The 18,821-nt window shown below is 40.4% G+C and carries 18 protein-coding genes and 1 tRNA gene; 2 read left to right on the top strand and 17 right to left on the bottom strand.

Annotation, left to right across the window (positions count from 1 at the left end):
* Positions 1 to 103: 103 nt before the first annotated feature.
* The 15 genes from LV92_RS00480 to mraZ form a co-directional block, all read right to left on the bottom strand.
* A tRNA-Arg gene (locus LV92_RS00480) sits at positions 104 to 177 on the bottom strand.
* A 31-nt stretch (positions 178 to 208) separates the two neighbouring features.
* Positions 209 to 661, bottom strand: a complete 453-nt coding sequence (locus LV92_RS00475; protein WP_111621732.1) for a GatB/YqeY domain-containing protein — start codon at positions 659 to 661, stop codon at positions 209 to 211.
* Between the two features lie 94 nt (positions 662 to 755).
* Positions 756 to 2,684, bottom strand: a complete 1,929-nt coding sequence (ftsZ, locus tag LV92_RS00470; RefSeq protein ID WP_111621731.1) for a cell division protein FtsZ — start codon at positions 2,682 to 2,684, stop codon at positions 756 to 758.
* A 44-nt stretch (positions 2,685 to 2,728) separates the two neighbouring features.
* Positions 2,729 to 4,057 (bottom strand): cell division protein FtsA, encoded by a 1,329-nt coding sequence (gene ftsA, locus LV92_RS00465; protein ID WP_111621730.1) that lies wholly within the window; start codon positions 4,055 to 4,057, stop codon positions 2,729 to 2,731.
* Between the two features lie 3 nt (positions 4,058 to 4,060).
* Positions 4,061 to 4,780, bottom strand: a complete 720-nt coding sequence (locus tag LV92_RS00460; protein ID WP_111622303.1) for a cell division protein FtsQ/DivIB — start codon at positions 4,778 to 4,780, stop codon at positions 4,061 to 4,063.
* Between the two features lie 10 nt (positions 4,781 to 4,790).
* Positions 4,791 to 6,152, bottom strand: a complete 1,362-nt coding sequence (gene murC, locus LV92_RS00455) for a UDP-N-acetylmuramate--L-alanine ligase (protein WP_111621729.1) — start codon at positions 6,150 to 6,152, stop codon at positions 4,791 to 4,793.
* Between the two features lie 4 nt (positions 6,153 to 6,156).
* On the bottom strand, positions 6,157 to 7,251 hold the full coding sequence (gene murG, locus LV92_RS00450) for an undecaprenyldiphospho-muramoylpentapeptide beta-N-acetylglucosaminyltransferase (protein WP_111621728.1): 1,095 nt from the start codon (positions 7,249 to 7,251) through the stop codon (positions 6,157 to 6,159).
* The gene (locus LV92_RS00445; protein ID WP_111621727.1) at positions 7,238 to 8,428 is read right to left on the bottom strand and encodes an FtsW/RodA/SpoVE family cell cycle protein; all 1,191 of its coding nucleotides are present in this window, start codon (positions 8,426 to 8,428) and stop codon (positions 7,238 to 7,240) included. Before LV92_RS00445 ends, murG begins: the two co-directional genes overlap by 14 nt.
* 3 nt (positions 8,429 to 8,431) lie before the next feature.
* The gene (gene murD / locus LV92_RS00440) at positions 8,432 to 9,766 is read right to left on the bottom strand and encodes a UDP-N-acetylmuramoyl-L-alanine--D-glutamate ligase (RefSeq protein ID WP_111621726.1); all 1,335 of its coding nucleotides are present in this window, start codon (positions 9,764 to 9,766) and stop codon (positions 8,432 to 8,434) included.
* Position 9,767: 1 nt separating this feature from the next.
* Positions 9,768 to 10,991 carry a phospho-N-acetylmuramoyl-pentapeptide-transferase gene (gene mraY, locus LV92_RS00435; RefSeq protein WP_111621725.1) on the bottom strand — a complete coding sequence of 408 codons (1,224 nt, stop codon included), beginning with the start codon at positions 10,989 to 10,991 and terminating at the stop codon, positions 9,768 to 9,770.
* 52 nt (positions 10,992 to 11,043) lie between these two features.
* On the bottom strand, positions 11,044 to 12,507 hold the full coding sequence (locus LV92_RS00430) for a UDP-N-acetylmuramoyl-L-alanyl-D-glutamate--2,6-diaminopimelate ligase (protein ID WP_111621724.1): 1,464 nt from the start codon (positions 12,505 to 12,507) through the stop codon (positions 11,044 to 11,046).
* A complete protein-coding gene (locus LV92_RS00425; protein ID WP_111621723.1) occupies positions 12,504 to 14,510 on the bottom strand; it encodes a penicillin-binding protein in 2,007 nt (668 codons plus the stop codon). Before LV92_RS00425 ends, LV92_RS00430 begins: the two co-directional genes overlap by 4 nt.
* A gap of 2 nt (positions 14,511 to 14,512) precedes the next feature.
* Complete coding sequence (locus LV92_RS00420; RefSeq protein WP_031442634.1) at positions 14,513 to 14,833, bottom strand: FtsL-like putative cell division protein; 321 nt, start codon at positions 14,831 to 14,833, stop codon at positions 14,513 to 14,515.
* A 91-nt stretch (positions 14,834 to 14,924) separates the two neighbouring features.
* A complete protein-coding gene (rsmH, locus tag LV92_RS00415) occupies positions 14,925 to 15,821 on the bottom strand; it encodes a 16S rRNA (cytosine(1402)-N(4))-methyltransferase RsmH (RefSeq protein WP_111621722.1) in 897 nt (298 codons plus the stop codon).
* Positions 15,808 to 16,272 carry a division/cell wall cluster transcriptional repressor MraZ gene (gene mraZ, locus LV92_RS00410; RefSeq protein WP_111621721.1) on the bottom strand — a complete coding sequence of 155 codons (465 nt, stop codon included), beginning with the start codon at positions 16,270 to 16,272 and terminating at the stop codon, positions 15,808 to 15,810. The genes rsmH and mraZ overlap by 14 nt, the downstream gene beginning before the upstream one ends.
* A gap of 265 nt (positions 16,273 to 16,537) precedes the next feature.
* On the opposite strand from mraZ, the gene LV92_RS00405 reads away from it, so the two are divergent.
* A complete protein-coding gene (locus LV92_RS00405; RefSeq protein WP_111621720.1) occupies positions 16,538 to 17,302 on the top strand; it encodes an alpha/beta fold hydrolase in 765 nt (254 codons plus the stop codon).
* A 37-nt stretch (positions 17,303 to 17,339) separates the two neighbouring features.
* Positions 17,340 to 17,954 (top strand): ribosome biogenesis GTP-binding protein YihA/YsxC, encoded by a 615-nt coding sequence (gene yihA / locus LV92_RS00400; RefSeq protein ID WP_111621719.1) that lies wholly within the window; start codon positions 17,340 to 17,342, stop codon positions 17,952 to 17,954.
* A gap of 29 nt (positions 17,955 to 17,983) precedes the next feature.
* Here the strand turns inward: yihA and LV92_RS00395 are convergent, their stop codons facing one another.
* On the bottom strand, positions 17,984 to 18,364 hold the full coding sequence (locus LV92_RS00395; RefSeq protein WP_111621718.1) for a GTPase: 381 nt from the start codon (positions 18,362 to 18,364) through the stop codon (positions 17,984 to 17,986).
* A 103-nt stretch (positions 18,365 to 18,467) separates the two neighbouring features.
* The gene (gene gldC / locus LV92_RS00390) at positions 18,468 to 18,803 is read right to left on the bottom strand and encodes a gliding motility protein GldC (RefSeq protein ID WP_031442628.1); all 336 of its coding nucleotides are present in this window, start codon (positions 18,801 to 18,803) and stop codon (positions 18,468 to 18,470) included.
* Positions 18,804 to 18,821: the final 18 nt, after the last annotated feature.

The raw sequence follows: 18,821 nt of genomic DNA, 5'->3' as shown, positions 1-18,821 counted from the left end.
CGCTTTGAAAACCACAAAAAGTTGCACTTCGCTATACTTCAAAAAAGAAGCGAGCTTCATTTTTGAAGCTCGCTTGCACAACCACTTTTTTGTGGTTTATCCGTGACCCCGGAGGGATTCAAACCCCCAACCCTCAGAGCCGAAATCTGATGCGCTATTCAGTTGCGCCACGGGGCCTTAACTGACCTATTCGGTCAGAAATCCTTTCTTAATTGGCCAATTTGGCCTTAACTATATTGGAAATGGTCTTCCCATCTGCCTGTCCGGCCAATTCCTGGGATACGATCCCCATGACCTTGCCCATATCCTTCATTCCTGACGCTCCTATGGCATCAATGGTCTGCACCACTACCTTTTCTATCTCTTCTTCGGTCAATTGCTCTGGAAGGAATTTTTCGATAATCACTGCTTGTGCCAGTTCAGGTTCGGCCAGATCCTCGCGTCCCTGCTCCTTATAGATAGCCGCACTATCCTTGCGCTGCTTTACTAATTTTTGAACCAGCTTTACTTCATCTTCCTCGGACAGTTCCGTTCCCGGTCCTGTTTCGGTCTGTGCCAATAATAAGGCTGATTTTATAGCTCGTAAAGACTCCAATGCCACGGTGTCCTTGGCCCTCATTGCCGCCTTCATATCTTCCATTACCCTCTGCTGTAAACCCATATCTTTTTTTTAGCCCTGCGAAGATAAAAATAAACCCGAAAATATAAGCTATTTTCGGGTCTAAACTTTAGGATTTATAGTTCCGTGAACAGGACTAGTCTACATTGTCATGTAAATAAGAGTTGTTGGAACGCAATTGAATATCGTCATTACTATCCTCACTTAAGCTAGTTCTGGAAACTTTGCTTTCCTTAGGGTTCTCATTTAAGTTTATCCCTTGTCTCTTATAAGCCGGCTGCTTGGATATTTCATCCAAATTACTAAGGCTATTCTGGAATTTATAATTAAAGTCCTTTAGTTTTCTTCTGCGTTCGTCTGCGCGTTCCTTTAAAAGGATTTCAATTGGGGTATTAACAGGATCTTCATCCTCCACATTCACCCTCTGCTGGTTCGATTCCTGCTTTGCAATGGTACGCTTTTCAAATATCAACTCGTCTTCAACAATACGGGGCTCAAACTCCTCAGCCTTGGATTTGGCTCCAGTAAGTTTCTTTTCCAACTCCATATAATCGTCCAAACTGTAACGCTTTTCGCCATTCTTGTTGTACTCTAGGACAGGAATTACTTCTACGTGATCTTTCACTTCAAAATCCTTTACCTCTTCATCAAGATCGAAAGTAATAATGTGTTGCGCCTCTTCTTCCTCTTCTACAGGCTTTTTGGCCAAAGGCATATCAAAACTAAATGCGAACTGATCTTCCTCCTCCAAGTTGTTGGATACCACCCTTGGATCCACTACTTCTATATCCTTGATCTCATCGGAAGCATTGATAATGATAAAATCGTCCTGAACATTTTCCGCAACCACTTCCTCATAGAATACATTAAAATTCTTAATGAAATTAGTAGTAGGTATCAAATCCATCTGAGGCTCCCCTTGCGTCAATGTAGGCTTAACCGGAGCAACCTTCTTAATTTCCTCTTCTTCGACCAACTGGTGAACAACATTCTTTGGAGTAAGGTTATGCTCCGCGCGCTGCTCATCTTCTAACGTATGAATGATTTTTTTGGATTCCGTATTTACTATATCATCCTGTTGATCTATATTAAAACCCGTGGCAATAACCGTAACTGCGATTGCCTCGCCCAGTCCCTCATCTTCACCGACCCCCATAATGATATTGGCCCCAAAACCGGCCTCATTTTGAATATGGTCATTAATCTCACCTATTTCGTCTATTGTAATTTCAGAGGAACCAGAAACAATAAGTAACAGTACATTCTTTGCCCCAGTAATTTTGTTGTCGTTCAACAAGGGGGAATCCAAAGCCTTCATTATGGCCTCATGTGCCCTGGAAGAACCTGAAGATATGGCCGATCCCATTATGGCCGTTCCGCTACTGCTCAATACAGTCTTGGCGTCACGTAAATCTATGTTCTGAGTATAGTGATGTGTAATAACTTCTGCAATACCACGAGCGGCAGTGGCCAATACTTCATCTGCTTTGGAAAAACCAGCTTTAAAACCCAAATTGCCATATACTTCCCTTAATTTATTGTTATTGATAACAATCAAGGAATCTACATTGGCACGTAATTTTTCTATTCCCAACTGAGCCTGTTGGCAACGCATTTTACCTTCAAATTGAAAAGGCATGGTTACGATCCCCACTGTAAGAACATCCATTTCCTTTGCCATTTTTGCAATGACAGGGGCAGCACCAGTACCTGTTCCCCCGCCCATACCGGCTGTAATAAAGATCATCTTTGTGGTAGTATCAAGCATTTGCTTGATCTCTTCCATACTTTCAATAGCGGCCTGTTCCCCTACTTCTGGATTGGCACCAGCTCCCAATCCTTCCGTCAACGAAACTCCCAATTGTATCTTATTGGGTACGGGACTATTTTGAAGTGCTTGCGAATCGGTATTACAAATCACAAAATCCACACCATTGATACCGGCCTGGAACATGTGATTTATGGCGTTACTACCGCCACCACCAACACCTATGACTTTAATTACGTTACTCTGATTTTTGGGCAAATCAAAGGATATACTTTCAAATTCAGTGTTCTTGCTCATATTTTTTATTTTACTGGTTTACTATACTTTTCTTATTTTATAATCTATTCCGCATTATCCAAGAAATCCTTCAATTTCTCGGACCATTTATCAAAAATAGATTTCCGCTCCTTTTTCAGCGCCGTTTTGGTCTGAGTGTGATCTTCTCCTGTAAAAACCCCATGATCATCTTCCTTCTCAACAGCTTCCTGCCTTGCTTCCCTTACTTTGGCCTTATTCTGCACCGCATTCATCAACAGACCCACCGCAGTTGCATATAACGGACTGGCTATTTCCTCGTCGGAATCGCCTGCCAAATGCTCATTGGGGTAGCCGATTCTAGTGTCCATTCCAGTTATATATTCTACCAATTGCTTCAAATGTTTTAGCTGGCTTCCACCACCCGTCAATACAATTCCCGCAATCAATTTTTTCTTTTGCTCGTCGTGCCCATAATTCTTGATCTCCACATAAACCTGCTCCACGATTTCCACTACTCGGGCATGTATTATCTTGGAAAGGTTTTTCAAGGTGATTTCTTTGGGCTCACGTCCTCTCAACCCTGGGATGGAAACAATTTCATTGTCCTTGTTTTCTCCCGGCCAAGCCGAACCAAACTTGATCTTTAAAAGTTCTGCCTGCTTTTCAATAATGGAGCAACCTTCCTTGATATCTTCTGTAATTACATTACCTCCAAAAGGAATTACAGCGGTATGACGGATAATTCCATCCTTGAAAATGGCCAAATCCGTGGTACCACCACCTATATCGATCAGCGCAACACCTGCCTCTTTCTCTTCCTGACTTAAAACTGCATTTGCCGATGCCAGTGGTTCCAAGGTTATATTCCCTAGATCCAGACCTGCGCTTTTTATACATCTTCCCACATTACGGATTGAAGAAACCTGCCCTACCACTACATGAAAATTGGCTTCAAGTCTTCCCCCGTACATCCCCATAGGTTGCTTTATTTCCGCTTGGCCGTCTACCTTGAATTCCTGTGGCAAGACGTGGATAATCTCCTCTCCAGGAAGCATCACCAATTTATAAACTTGGTTACAAAGCTTTTCCACATCATCCTCATTGATGACCTCTTCGGATTTTGCCCTGGTTATATAATCGCTATGTTGCAAACTCCTAATATGCTGTCCTGCAATACCTACCACTACCGAACTAATCTTTAAACCGGAATTGCCTTCGGCCAGTTCAACAGCTTGTTGGATAGACTTGATGGTTTGTGTAATATTATTGACCACTCCGCGGTGTACTCCCAAACTTTTAGATCTGCCAATACCCAAGATTTCAATCTTGCCATACTCATTTTCCCTACCAATGATGGCCACAATTTTGGTGGTTCCAATATCCAACCCAACTGAATAATTACCTTGTTCCATATCTTAAATTTTGGTGCACACTACTTGGTTATTAAATTCTAAACTCACCCTGTTATAATCGTTCAACGTTTTGTCCTTATTCGCTTTAGTATAAAAAGCTTTGAAATTGCTGAACTTTTTCTCCAATTCTTCCACATGGCCCAAATCCACCACAAAATTCTCCATCCTAAACTTCAACTGATATTTTTGTTCCTCGGTAATATGAACGCCTATTATATTCTTTCTCAAGAATTCATCAGAATTTATATAAGTCAAAATTTCGTACACTCCCTCCGTACTTTTATTGGTTACTATTCCTGTAATTATAGGTACCCGCGCAGAATGATATTTGGAAAATGGCATAGGTTTCCCATCCTCATCTATATAAAACTTTGCAACTCCCTCAACTCTTCCGATTGGTTTTCGCTGTATGACTTTAGCCACTAGGTCCCCGTTAACCGTAAGGTAAACTTGGGCATTTTTTACCATTTCATTAGCTTCGATAGCTTTTTCTATAGTATTCAAAACTATATCTTCTTTGGGCAGGTTTCTAAGGTCTCCAGAATTTTGTATTAACAATTTATTAACCGTCTCTTGGGTCATGTAAAGATTCTGATCTCCGATGAACTCAATTTCGATATTATCTATTTTTTTATGCTTGTTCCTAACACTGGAAAATGCATAAAGACCCGTAATTACCAGTAACAAGGCCCCGAATTTTATGAAATTCCAATTAATTTTCATTTTTTTATTTTTATTGTTTTTTATGGACATGACTTAATTCCTTTTTAATTTTCGGGACTTCCAATCCAATATCTCCAGCCCCCAGGGTTATTAAAACATGGGGATTTTGGGCTATAATTTCTGAAATCAACTCTGACTTTCTGATTAATTTTTTCCTTGGACTTGTAATTTTATCCAACAACCATTGCGAGGTAACCCCTTCAATTGGGTTTTCCCTGGCAGGGTAAATTTCCAACAGTAATAAACTTGGAAAATTGGACAGACTTTTTGCAAATTCATCCACAAAATCCCTTGTTCTGGAAAACAAATGTGGTTGAAAAACGGCCAATATATTTTTACCGGGATGCATTTCGGAAACTGCTTGGAATGCAGCATCTATTTCCGTTGGATGATGTGCATAATCATCTATAAACACAAAATCGGAATTCTTTATCTGATAGGAAAAACGTCTTTGTACTCCTTTAAATGTGGCCAATGCGTCTGCCAAACTTGTTGGCGATGAACCGGCCTGAATAGCCATGGCATAGGCAACCAAGCCATTGAGCAGGTTATGCCTCCCCGGTTTATTGAACCTGACAGATTTAAGATTGGCTTCTGGAGAATCCAAATCAAAAATATAGGTCCCTTGGTCTATTTTAATATTTCTAATACAATAATCCGATCCATCCTCAATACCATAGGTTGTCCCCTCCAAAGGCAAACCATTACGAACAAACAGCTTACCATTCGGCTTTATCCGCTTCACAAAATCTCTGAACGATTTTTGAAGCTCCTCACTGTTGCCATAAATATCCAAATGATCCGCGTCCATAGAAGTAATACAGGCCACATTTGGTGACAAACGAAGAAAGGAACGATCAAATTCATCTGCCTCTACCACAGAATATTCCGAACCTTCCAATAAAAAATTACTGTTGAAATCTTCCGAAATCCCTCCTAAGAATGCCGTTATGGGAGTCCCGGTCTCCTTCAATAAGTGAGCCAGTATACAGGAAGTGGTAGTCTTGCCATGGGTGCCGGCAACTGCAAAACAAAAGGTATCCTTTGTAATCAATCCCAACACTTCTGAACGCTTTTTCACCTGAAAGCCATGGTCCATGAAATAATTATACTCCCCATGATCATTAGGCACGGCGGGAGTATATACCACTAAGGTATTGTCAGGATCCAAATACACCTTGGACACCAATTCCAAATCATCTTCATAATGCACCTGGATACCCAAATCCACCAAATCCTTTGTAAGAGGTGTCTCGGTCTTATCATAGCCCGCAACATTCTTACCTATAAATTTAAAATATCGCGCAAGGGCGGACATACCAATACCTCCAATACCTATAAAGTAGACGTTATGTATATCTTTTATGCCCATTTTCTTATTGTTGCACTAATAATTTTTCTATTTCATTTACAATCTCCTTGGTAGCATTTGGCATGGCCAAATTCTTGATATTGGCTCCCAACTTCTTGCTCAAGGCCTCGTTATTGACCAAATCCGAAAACACCGTTACGAACTTTTCATCCAATTCCGTTTCTTTTATCATAATGGCCGCATCCTTTTCCACCAAGGATAGGGCGTTTTTTGTCTGATGATCCTCCGCCACGTTAGGGGACGGGATAAAAATCACGGGCTTGCCCACAATGCATAGTTCAGAAACCGAACCTGCTCCTGCCCTGGAAATAATGATATCTGCAGCCCCATAGGCCAAATTCATCCGATTTAAAAAAGCCACTACTTTGACATCCGCACTTTCATATTTTTTATAATCCTCATAATACAGCTTGCCACTTTGCCAAACGACCTGAATTCCCTGCTCCTTAAAAAAAGGCAAACTCTGTTCAATAAGAATATTTACACGTCTTGCCCCAAGACTGCCTCCTAGGACAAGCAATGTGGTTTTACCCGCCTGCAAACCAAAGAAGCTCAACGCCTCTACTTTATTCTCTACCAATAACACCAAATCCCCACGTACAGGGTTACCAGTCTTTACGATTTTATCTTTCGGAAAAAATTTCTCCATGCCATCATAGGCCACACATATTTTGGCCACTTTGTTCGCCAATAATTTATTGGTGATACCAGCAAAGGAATTCTGTTCCTGCAACACACATGGAATTCCCTTTCCCGATGCCACCTTCAAGAGGGGACCACTGGCAAAGCCACCAGTACCCACAACGGCATGAGGTTTAAAATTCCGTACTATGTTTGCTGATTTCATCAAACTACTTATCAATTTAAAAGGAAACATTAAATTTCTCAAAGTGAGCTTCCTTTGCAACCCACTTATCCACAAACCTTCAATTTTGTACCCAGCTTGGGGCACCTTTTCCATTTCCATTCTATCTTTTGCCCCTACGAACAGAAAATCAGCATCGGGATACCTAAGTTTCAACTCATTTGCAATGGCAATGGCAGGATAAATATGTCCGCCCGTGCCTCCACCCGATAATATAAATCTATAACTGCCCACTTAACACTTCTAAAGGGTTGGTCTCATCTATTTCGTCCGATTCGGATTGCACATGTTTATTACTTGCACTAAGAATAATACCTATGGCCAAACAGGTCATCCAACTCGAGGTTCCACCACTACTAATCAAAGGCAAGGTCTGACCGGTAACCGGGAAAAGTTCCACGGCCACAGCCATATTGATCAATGCCTGAAATACTATAGGAAGTCCAACTCCCAGAACCAAAAGTTTACCGAATACCGTGTCATTGCTATTGGCCACCACCACAATCCTAAAAAGCAACAACAAATAGAAGAACATTAGCACAAAGCCTCCCAAAAGTCCGTACTCCTCTACAATAATGGCATAAATAAAATCCGAGGAACTTTGTGGCAAAAAATTCTTCATTACACTCTTTCCTGCCCCATTGCCCACTATTCCTCCCGTTGCAATAGCTATTTTTGCCTTCTCTATTTGATAATCAGCCTCCGTATCCTCAGGATTGGAAAAGCTTTCTATTCTGCTCATCCAAGTATCTACCCTGTTAGGAAATAAATCCGGCACTGCCTTGGCCGTCAATATAAACAGCGTTAGGCTCAATATCCCAGCAGCAACGATTCCTATTAGATACTTAAAGGGATACCCCCCTATAAAACACAATAGCAGGACCATGGAAAATATAATCCCGGCCGTTGAAAAATTCGCAGGTAATATTAGCACTATCACCAAAAAAACCGGTAACCAAAGGGGCAGGATACTCTCCTTAAAGGTGATGGTCTTATCCTTTATTTTTGTCAAATATCTAGCTACGTAGATCATTAGCACCACCGCTGCCAGGTTAGACGTCTGAAATGTAAAACCAACAATGGGAATACGGATCCACCTACTGGCATTGGCCCCGTCTATGACCTGCCCTTGGGCAAGTGTATAAAGCAATAAAAGCAATACCACTGGCATCGCAATCAAGGACAGGCCTTTAAAAAAGTGGGTAGGAATACGGTGCACCCCGTAAATAATCCCAAATCCCATTAGCAAAAGTATGGCATGCTTTACCAGATAACCAATAGTGGTTCCATTGCCCACCACGTATACCAGGTTACTGCTGGCGCTATAAACAGGTAAAAATGAAAACAAGGCCAAAAGGGCAACCACTGCCCAAATAGCTTTATCTCCATTAATTTTGTTTAAAAATCCCACCCCTTATAATTTTTTTATTGCTTCTTTAAACTGATTTCCCCTATCTTCATAATTCTTGAACAGGTCGAAACTGGCACATGCCGGTGATAACAATACCGTATCTCCCCGTTCCGCTATCTTATATGCCACCTTTACGGCCTCGTCCATTGCAAATGTTTCCACAACCAGGTCCACTACATTGCCAAAGGCATCTTTTATTTTGGAATTATCCAACCCTAAACATATAATGGCCTTTACTTTTTCACGAACCAAAGGCATTAATTCCTTGTAATCATTCCCTTTGTCCACCCCTCCTACAATCCAAACAGTTGGAGTTCTCATACTGTCCAAGGCATAGTAGGTTGCATTTACATTGGTAGCCTTGGAATCGTTGATATACTGTACATGATGAATTTTAAGTACTTTTTCCAACCTATGCTCCGCTCCCTGAAAGTTTTCTATACTTCTGCGTATAGTCTCCTTTCTTATACTAATTAGTTTAGCCGCCGTAGTGGCAGCCATGGTATTCTTTAAATTGTGTTTCCCTTCCAAAGCCAAAGCGTCTGTACTCATTTCTAAAGTGTTATTGTGTGTCTTAATAATTATTTTATCATTCTCTAAATATGCCCCTTCATCCAATTTCTTACTGATGGAAAAGGGTAATAATTTTGATTGGACCGGGTTCTTTTGCAACCACTGGACTATTACTTCATCATCGGCATCATATATTAAATAATCTTCCTTCGTCTGGTTTTTTGCAATTCTAAACTTTGATGCTATATAATTTTCAAATTTGTATTCATATCTATCCAAATGATCTGGAGTTATATTGGTGAGGATGGCTATGTGTGGCTTAAAATCCACTATCCCGTCCAATTGAAAACTACTTATCTCCAGCACATAGTAATCAAAGTCCTTTTCAGCAACCATCTTGGCGTAACTATCACCAATATTCCCTGCCATTCCCACATGCATCCCACCTTCTTTTAAAATGTGGTTCGTTAGCATTGTGGTGGTGGTCTTTCCATTACTTCCGGTAATCCCTATTATAGTTGCCTTGGTATACCTTGAGGCAAACTCGATTTCCGAAATTATAGGAATCCCCGCCTCCTTGAGCTTTACCACCAAAGGAACCTTATCCGGGATACCTGGACTTTTCATGACCAGATCGGCATTCAATATCTTTTCCTCAGTATGTTGCTGTTCTTCCCAATCAATCTCAAAATGTTCAAGAACTTTTCTATATTCCTCTTTTATAATCCCCTTATCGGAGACAAAAACTTCAAAACCTTCTTTTTTACCCAAAATAGCCGTTCCAACACCACTTTCTCCACCTCCCAAAACAACCAAACGCCTCATTCTATCGCACCTTTAAGGTTACAATGGTTATTACCGCCAACAGAATCCCAACAACCCAGAACCTGGTCACTATTTTACTTTCGTGGTATCCCTTTTTCTGATAATGATGATGTAATGGTGCCATTAGAAAAATTCTTTTCCCCTCTCCAAATCTCTTTTTTGTGTACTTGAAATACCCCACCTGCAACATCACGGAAATAGACTCCGCAAAGAAAATTCCACATAAAACAGGTATCAATAATTCCTTGCGGATAATGATGGCTATAACTGCAATTATTCCCCCAATGGTCAAACTGCCCGTATCCCCCATAAAAACTGTCGCGGGATAGGCATTATACCATAGAAATCCAACCAAGGCCCCCACAAAGGCAGCGATAAAAACTACCAATTCCCCTACCCTGGGAATAAACATGATATCCAAATAATCGGAAAAAATGATGTTACCAGAAACCAGGGTAAAGATGCCCAATGTAAATACAATAATAGCCGAAGTCCCTGCAGCCAAACCATCAATGCCATCGGTCAGATTTGCTCCATTGGAGACCGCTGTAACAATAATTATGATTATGGGAATAAACACCAACCAGGCATATTTCTCCATCCCATCTCCCATCCAGGAAATAAAAAGGGCGTAATCCAACTCATTATTTTTGATAAATGGCAAGGTGGTCATGGTAGACTTAATCTCCTTGCCCGGCACTTGTTGTACGGTATAGTCCTGGGTAATTTCCGTTCTGGAATGCTCCTTCATGGTAACGTCCGGATGAAAATACAGAGTAGCCCCGACCATAAGACCTAAAACTACCTGGCCGATTACCTTGAACCTTCCTTTTAATCCTTCTTTATCCTTTTTAAAAATTTTGATATAATCATCCACAAAACCGATAATCCCCATCCAAACCGTAGTAACTATCAATAGGATCACATAAATATTATCCAAGAAACGTGCAAACAACAATACTGGAATTAAGGTCGACATAATAATAATCAACCCACCCATGGTCGGGGTACCCGCTTTTTGTTTTTGGCCTTCCAGGCCAAGGTCCCTTACAGTTTCCCCAATTTGTTTATGTCGTAAATAATTAATAATTCTTTTCCCATAGACAGTAGCCAGTAAGAGCGAAAGCATTACCGCCATTGCCGCCCTAAACGTAATAAATTGGAAAAGCCCCGCCCCTGGCAGTTGATAGTGTTTTTCCAAATATTCGAACAAATAGTATAGCATTCCTGGGTTTATTGTTTTATATAATTCACTTTAATATTGATCACCCTATGTTTTATTTATTTAAGTTGGCCAACAACTCCTTCACCATTTTAAAATCATCAAAATCTTCCCTAATTCCATTAGTTTCCTGATAGGTCTCATGGCCTTTCCCCGCAACCAGAATAATATCGTTGGCCGCAGCCAATTGACAAGCTGTTTTAATAGCCTGCTTACGATTAACGATAGATAGTGTTTTGTTTGCATTTTGCGGTTCCACACCAGCTTCCATCTCCTCTATAATCACTGTGGGCGACTCCGACCTAGGGTTGTCGGATGTAAAAATGACTTTATTGCTCAATGCTGTTGCGATATGACCCATAACCGGACGCTTAGACTTGTCTCTGTCACCACCACACCCCACGACGGTGATGACATTTTCATTTCCAGTCCTCAATGTATTGATTGTATCAAGTACATTTTTCAAGGCATCCGGTGTATGGGCATAATCAACAATAGCTGTAATTCTTTCTTTAGATATATAATGTTGAAATCTTCCATCTACATTTTCCAACTCACTTAGTAGACGAAGAATTTCAAGTTTTTCCAATCCCAATAAATCCGCCGTGGCGTAAATTGCCAACATATTATAGGCATTAAAATCCCCTATCAATTTGGACCAAACCTCATTGTCATCAATCTTTAACAATTGGCCGTTAAATTGATTTTCCAAAATTTGGGCCCTATAATTGGCATAAGATCTTAGGGCATAAGTGTACTTTCTAGCACTCGTATTCTGCAACATCACCAAGCCGTTCTTATCGTCTATATTGGTAAGTGCAAAGGCTTTTTTGGACAACTGATCAAACAACTTCTTCTTAGTATCCCTGTACTCGGCAAAAGTTTTGTGGTAATCCAAATGGTCATGGGACAGATTGGTAAAAATAGCACCCTCAAATACCAATCCTTCCGTTCTTTTTTGATGTATTCCATGCGAACTGACCTCCATAAAGCAATATTCAACCCCCTCATCGTTCATTAATTGCAGGTGCTTATTGATCGTTAAGGCATCCGGAGTGGTATGGGTGGTAGCATACTCCTTGTTATCTACCATTATCTTTATGGTAGATATCAATCCTACCTTAAAACCGGCCTTTTTAAACAATTGATACAGCAAACTACTAACAGTAGTCTTTCCGTTGGTTCCAGTTACCCCTACCAATCTTAAGTTTTTGGAGGGATTACCATAATAGTTGGACGCCATAATGGCCAAAGCTTTATTGCCATTATCCACCTCCACATAGGTTATTCCACTATCCAACTTCCCGGGCAGTTCTTCGCAGACTATGGATTTTGCACCAGAAGCAATAGCCTTATCTATAAATTGATGACCATCGGCAAGAAGACCTTTTATGGCCACAAAAACATCATCCTTTCCAACCTTTCTGGAATCGAAACATATTTGGCTTACCATGATGGATGTAGATCCACTTACCGCAGAAAGACCAACCCCATACAATATGTCCTTTAGCGTCTTCATGATAGTACCAATACGATTTTATTAACCTTTTTCAGATCTGTTCCTTTTGCAATGGATTGCTTCTTAACCTTTCCATTCCCCTTCACCTCAACCTCGATCCCTAAATTTTCGAGGATAGATACAGCATCCATCCCACTCATACCCTCTACATTAGGCACTTGATTGTATTTTTTATTGGAAGCAGCAAAGTATCTCTGAAAATCCTCATCCAAGTTCTTGGTCTCTGCATCGTTGACATCCACTTCATCCACCAAGGGAGAACTAGCATATATTTTTTGGGCAACCGATTTAAATACAGGTCCCGATACATCGGCACCATAATACCCCACACTTTTGTCCGGCTCATGAATTACCACAATACAGGAATATTTTGGGTCGTCCGCAGGAAAGTAACCTGCAAAAGTGGAAATGTACTTCATCACCTCAGGATCTTTGGAGACATAATTTTTTTGTGTGGTTCCCGTTTTTCCTGCCATAGAAAAATTAGGCGAATACAGCCCATGCCCGGTACCGTGCTTTTTCTCCACAACATCTTTTAATAATTGCTGCACCTTGTGCGCCGTTTCCTTGGAACAGATAGACGGATTGATGACCTCTTTCTCAAATTTCAAAATAGTTTTATCCCACTCCTTCACGGCTTTTATAAGCCTTGGCTTCAACATCTCCCCGTCATTGGCAATGGCATTATAGAACGTTAGGGTCTGTAGTGGCGTAAGCGAAACCTCATACCCATGGGACATCCATGCCAAGGAAACACCAGACCAGCCTTTATCCCCAGGATAACGGATTACCGGGGTACCCTCCCCATTAACCGGCAATCCCAATTCCCTATGAAGGTTCATATTCATGAGACGGTTGACGAATTTTTCAGGATTGTCCTTATAATTATTATTGATGATTTTTGCAAAAGCGGTATTGGAAGACACCTCAAATGCCTTGGCCGCGGTTATTTTACCATACCCCCCGTGCTTGGAGTCCCTAACCGTTCTGTTATACACCTTATAAGTGCCATTTTCTGTATCAATAACTGTACTGGTATCTATTACCTTATCCTCCAAGGCCACTACCATGGACATTAATTTAAAAGTTGACCCAGGCTCATGAGACTCCCCAATGGCATAATTAAGTCGCTCATAGTATTTGCCTTCACTGGTCCTCCCCAAATTGGAAATGGCCTTGACCTCCCCAGTCTTGGTTTCCATTACAATTACGCAGCCATGTTCGGCATTATACTTCTCCAATTGCCCCAATAAGGCATGATGTGCTATATCCTGAATATTGATATCGATGGTAGAAACCACATCATAGCCATCCTTAGGCTCTACAATATTATCCCAACCAATAGGCTTCCATTGTCCTTTGGCAATTTTTTGTTTTAACCTCTTACCTTCAACACCTCTTAGATATTGTCCGAAGGCGCCTTCCAGTCCAACCCTAGTGTAGTATCCGTCCTCATCTACCCTTTCATACCCAACGCTCCGCTCAGCGATCTTACCCAAGGGATGCTCGCGCACAATTTTTTGCTCTATAATGAGACCGCCTTTATATGGCCCCTTATTAAAAAGTGGAAACTGTTTTACAGCAACGTAATCCGAATAATCCAAATTTCTAGCAATCAAGGCGTATCGATTCTTATTTACCTTCGCCTTTCTCAACAATTGCTGATAGTGGGAGGACGAATTGCCCAACAATTTCGCCAAGGCATCGGACAAAGGCTTTACATTATCCTCAAAGTCCCTTTTTCCAACGGTTTCAGCATCAAATCGAATGGTATATCTTGAAACCGATGTTGCCAATAAACTGCCATCATCCGAATATAGATTGCCTCTTTTGGGGGCAATGGTGAACATTTTCTCAGTACGATCCATGGCCAGTTTCCGATACTTCTCCCCTTCCACCATCTGTATACTGACCAATTTTACCAAAACGGCAATTGCGAACAGAAATAGGAATCCCGCCACAATATATAATCTGGTCAATATGTTTTTTTCAGTTACAGGCACTATTATTCGGTTTCGGATTTAACTTTTATTTTTTTAGGCGGAGTTTCGGATGGAAACAAACCATCATGCTCCAAAATTCTCAATACAGTGGACTCCAATTTTAACTCCTGCATATCGGAACGGACATCTACAAACTCGCTCCTCAATTCCTTAACCTGTTCATCAAGGGCCGCAATTTTATGGACTTTTCCATCGGCACTATGGGAGCTGGCAATCATGACCGTTGCCAAAAAGGAAACATAAATGATAAACATCCAGTTTTTGGGAGCACCTCCGCTCACCAAAAACTTTCCTTTTAATATGTCCAATATCCCTTTTCTCATTCCTTAAAAATTTTCCAACTATATACCTTATTATACTATTGCACTCTCATAGACGCCACTAAAGACGATCCATAATTTCCGCAGCTTAATCTCAAACTCGCTCCGCTATCCTGAGCTTGGCACTTCGTGCCCTATTGTTCAACTTTATTTCCTCCTTGGAAGGGACTACCAAGCCACCAACCTTTTTCATAGGAACTTCTATGTTCCCGTAAAAATCCTTTTCCGGCTCCCCTTCAAACTGGCCGGCCCTAATAAACCTTTTTACCAGTCTATCTTCCAAGGAATGATAACTTATAACACTTAGCCTACCTCCATCATTTAACAATTCCGGCACTTGCAACAAAAACTCTTTTATCACTTGTATTTCTTGGTTCACTTCTATCCTTATCGCCTGGTAGATCTGAGCCAAAATCTTATGCTCTCTGTGTTTTGGAAGAAACTGCCCAAGGACCTCCTTTAACTGATCGGTAGTTTTTATTGGTGCATTTTCCCGCCGCTCTACAATGGTTTTTGCCATGGCATTTGCATTCCGCAGGTCTCCATATTCAAAAAGCACCCTCCTCAACTCATCATAGTCATATACATTTACCACATCAAAGGCTGAAATCTGGTTCTTTTTACTCATTCTCATATCCAGATCAGCATCAAAACGGGTAGAAAACCCTCTTTCGGCTTGATCGAATTGATGGGATGACACTCCAAAATCAGCCAAAATCCCGTCCACTTTCCTTATGCCATAGAACTTCAAAAATTGTCTTATATACCTAAAATTTTCATTGATCAACAGAAATCGATCATCATCAATAGCATTGGGCAAAGCATCCTCATCCTGATCAAAAGCCAACAACTTTCCATTCCCTCCCAGTCTTTTCAATATCTCCTTGGAATGTCCGCCGCCACCAAATGTTACATCTACATAAACTCCATCGGGTTTTATATTCAGCCCCTCAACGGACTCGGTCAACAATACAGGGTTATGATAAATCATCGTCGTCATCTCCCATTACTTCCTCGGCCAAACTTGCAAAGTCTTCGGCCGTTTCCTCCAACACCTTTTCATAGTTGTCCTTATCCCAAATTTCAACAATGTTAATTGCCGAACTCAACACCACCTCTTTCACTATTCCTGCCACATCCACCAAATTTTTTGGAATCAACAACCTACCAGTAGCATCTATTTCCACCACCTTTACTCCTGCAGAAAATCTTCTTATGAAATCGTTGTTCTTTTTCTTGAATCGGTTCTTTTTGTTCATTTTCTGCATCAACAGATTCCACTCCGCCATAGGATACAGTTCCAAACAAGGTTGAAAAACAGAACGTTTAACCACAAAACCATCATTGATTACCGGAGACATTTGATTTTTAAGCGCCACAGGAAGCATTACCCTTCCCTTAGAATCGGCCTTACAATCATATGTTCCAATGAAATTGATCACTTAAAGTAGCTGGTTTTTAATTTAATAACTCAAATATATAGAAATTATTACCACAATTTACCACAAAATACCACTTTGTTAATAAAATGCCTACTTTATCGACAAACGACACCTCAATTATGCCCGAAAAATTTTCTAGAACCAATACCATAAAAATTCTTTCAACAATATTTTGTCATTAAATATCAACGTTCCAAAAACTTATCTATGCCTGCATAATAATGAAATGCCTATATTTGCCAACTAAGATTAGAAGCTGTCCTTAATGGAAAAAAAGATAATTAAAGAGGGAAAATACCGATATATTGAAATGGGTGAAGGAACACCTATTATAATATTACACGGTCTTATGGGGGGATTGAGTAATTTTCATGGGGTTATGAATCATTTTCCACCCAAAGGTTACAAGGTATTGGTACCTGAGCTTCCTATTTACGATATGCCATTGCTCAAGACCAATGTAAAGAGCTTTGCTAAATTTTTGGAAGGGTTTATAGAGCATAAGGGGCTTAAAGACGTAATTCTTCTCGGCAATTCACTGGGCGGACATATTGGCCTGCTCCATACCAAATTATACCCAAAAAAGGTAAAGGCACTTGTAATTACAGGTAGTTCCGGACTATACGAAAGTGCCATGGGAGATGGTTATCCCAAGCGTGGTGACTATGAATTTATAAAGAAAAAAGCTCAGGACGTATTTTATGATCCCGAAGTGGCCACCAAAGAAATTGTAGACGAAGTCTTTGCTACTGTAAACGACCGAATTAAACTGGTAAAAACTCTGGCCATTGCAAAAAGTGCCATTAGACATAATATGTCCAAAGATTTGCCACATATGTTGACCCCTACCTGTATCATATGGGGTAAAAACGATAGTGTAACTCCACCCAATGTGGCAGAAGAATTCCATGCACTGCTTCCAGATTCCGACTTATTCTGGATCGAGAAGTGTGGACATGCCCCAATGATGGAACATCCACAGGAATTCAACACTGTCCTTGACGCCTGGTTGGAAAAAAGAAATTTATAAACGAGGGTCAAGACCTTTAACCTTTAAAAGCGAACAAATGAAAATTAAGTCGGCCGACTTTGTCATGAGTAATTCCAACGTAGCAAATTGCCCAAAGGACCATTTGCCGGAATACGCATTTATTGGTCGATCCAATGTTGGAAAGTCCTCCTTGATCAATATGCTCACCCAAAAAAAAAGTTTGGCCAAAACATCAGGCAGACCAGGAAAGACGCAACTTATTAATCACTTTAAAATAAACGAAAACTGGTTTTTGGTGGATTTACCCGGTTATGGCTATGCCCGCGTATCCAAAAAAGATAAAAAAACCTTTCAAAAATATATCACCGACTATTTTATAGAACGCCAGCAATTGGTATGTGCATTTGTTTTGATCGATATAAGACATGAACCCCAAAAAGTGGACATGGAATTTTTGGAATGGATGGGAGAAAACCAGATTCCGTTTTGCATGATTTTCACCAAAGCGGATAAATTGAAACCAAAAGCCATAGAAAACCACGTCAATGCCTATATCAAAGAGTTATTGGATGGAATTTGGGAAGAGGCTCCCAATTATTTTGTTACCTCTTCTACCAATGGTATGGGCCAGGAAGAATTGCTTGGCTTTATTGAAGATTTAAATACCAATTTCTTCAAAGCATTAACCTAAATTTACTTTCTGCTTACCTTAAATTTGATCTAGGATAACTTTTCCTGAATGGCCAAAATTAGATCTTCTTGGCTTTTCATGGCATTTATCTCCGCTTTCGGAAGAAACTCTTGAAGCTTACCCTCTTTTAAAATAAAGACCAGTGGAAAGGTTTCCTTCCCTTGTCTTTCGTTCGGATACCGTTTTTTAAACTCGTCCCGATGAAGAAATTCCATTTCCAGACCAGAACCCTGTCTAAATTTTTTCCATTTATTATTTTCAGAAAAAAAACCAAAGGTTATAGCACACAAATTACAATTGTAGGTTTTTGGGTCCAAAGTTTTATGGACGCTGTCCAAAAGCGCATTGCCAAAACCGGAATTGGCATTATACACAAACACAAGTCGCTCATCTTTAATACCGCCCAACATTATAAATTAAGAATTGCCATTGGCAACTTAGTCGGTAAACACCGAAAATACTTAAAAGAATAGTGCTACAAACAACGAGATCGTCAAGTAGCTTGGATGGGCCCTATTTTTTTAACTCCAATTTTTCCGCAAAATAATCGCAAAAATCCTTCATTGTGGCCGTCATTTTTTCATCTTGGGTAGCCTTCATAAATGTGTCGGACAAGGAAACAAGTGTTTGATGAAAAAATACTTTCATTTCATCTACCGGCATATCCTTGGTCCAGAGATCAATCTTTAAAGATTCCTGGTTTTTACTATCCCATACGGACAATAGCATTGCCTTGGCCTTTTCATTGTCTATGCCCCCATCCTGTGCAGACCACCATAGTTCTTCAGGGACCCTATTTTCGTCTAATCCAACCCGTAACGTAATTTCTGATGTATGTAGTTTTGCCATTGCTTTGTTTTTGATTTG

The sequence above is a fragment of the Arenibacter echinorum genome (assembly GCF_003259375.1).
Classification (GTDB): domain Bacteria; phylum Bacteroidota; class Bacteroidia; order Flavobacteriales; family Flavobacteriaceae; genus Arenibacter; species Arenibacter echinorum.
Note: the sequence above shows the minus strand (reverse complement) of the source record. Positions and strands in the feature narration are given on the sequence as shown.

Coding starts and splice junctions, on each gene's coding strand:
- LV92_RS00405 (WP_111621720.1), top strand. CDS start 16,538: ATGGAAAAAAAGATAATTAAAGAGGGAAAATACCGATATATTGAAATG.
- ftsA (WP_111621730.1), bottom strand. CDS start 4,057: ATGGAACAAGGTAATTATTCAGTTGGGTTGGATATTGGAACCACCAAA.
- murD (WP_111621726.1), bottom strand. CDS start 9,766: ATGAGGCGTTTGGTTGTTTTGGGAGGTGGAGAAAGTGGTGTTGGAACG.
- yihA (WP_111621719.1), top strand. CDS start 17,340: ATGAAAATTAAGTCGGCCGACTTTGTCATGAGTAATTCCAACGTAGCA.
- LV92_RS00430 (WP_111621724.1), bottom strand. CDS start 12,507: ATGAAGACGCTAAAGGACATATTGTATGGGGTTGGTCTTTCTGCGGTA.
- rsmH (WP_111621722.1), bottom strand. CDS start 15,821: ATGATTTATCATAACCCTGTATTGTTGACCGAGTCCGTTGAGGGGCTG.
- LV92_RS00395 (WP_111621718.1), bottom strand. CDS start 18,364: ATGTTGGGCGGTATTAAAGATGAGCGACTTGTGTTTGTGTATAATGCC.
- ftsZ (WP_111621731.1), bottom strand. CDS start 2,684: ATGAGCAAGAACACTGAATTTGAAAGTATATCCTTTGATTTGCCCAAA.
- LV92_RS00460 (WP_111622303.1), bottom strand. CDS start 4,780: ATGAAAATTAATTGGAATTTCATAAAATTCGGGGCCTTGTTACTGGTA.
- murC (WP_111621729.1), bottom strand. CDS start 6,152: ATGGGCATAAAAGATATACATAACGTCTACTTTATAGGTATTGGAGGT.
- mraY (WP_111621725.1), bottom strand. CDS start 10,991: ATGCTATACTATTTGTTCGAATATTTGGAAAAACACTATCAACTGCCA.
- LV92_RS00475 (WP_111621732.1), bottom strand. CDS start 661: ATGGGTTTACAGCAGAGGGTAATGGAAGATATGAAGGCGGCAATGAGG.
- gldC (WP_031442628.1), bottom strand. CDS start 18,803: ATGGCAAAACTACATACATCAGAAATTACGTTACGGGTTGGATTAGAC.
- LV92_RS00420 (WP_031442634.1), bottom strand. CDS start 14,833: ATGAGAAAAGGGATATTGGACATATTAAAAGGAAAGTTTTTGGTGAGC.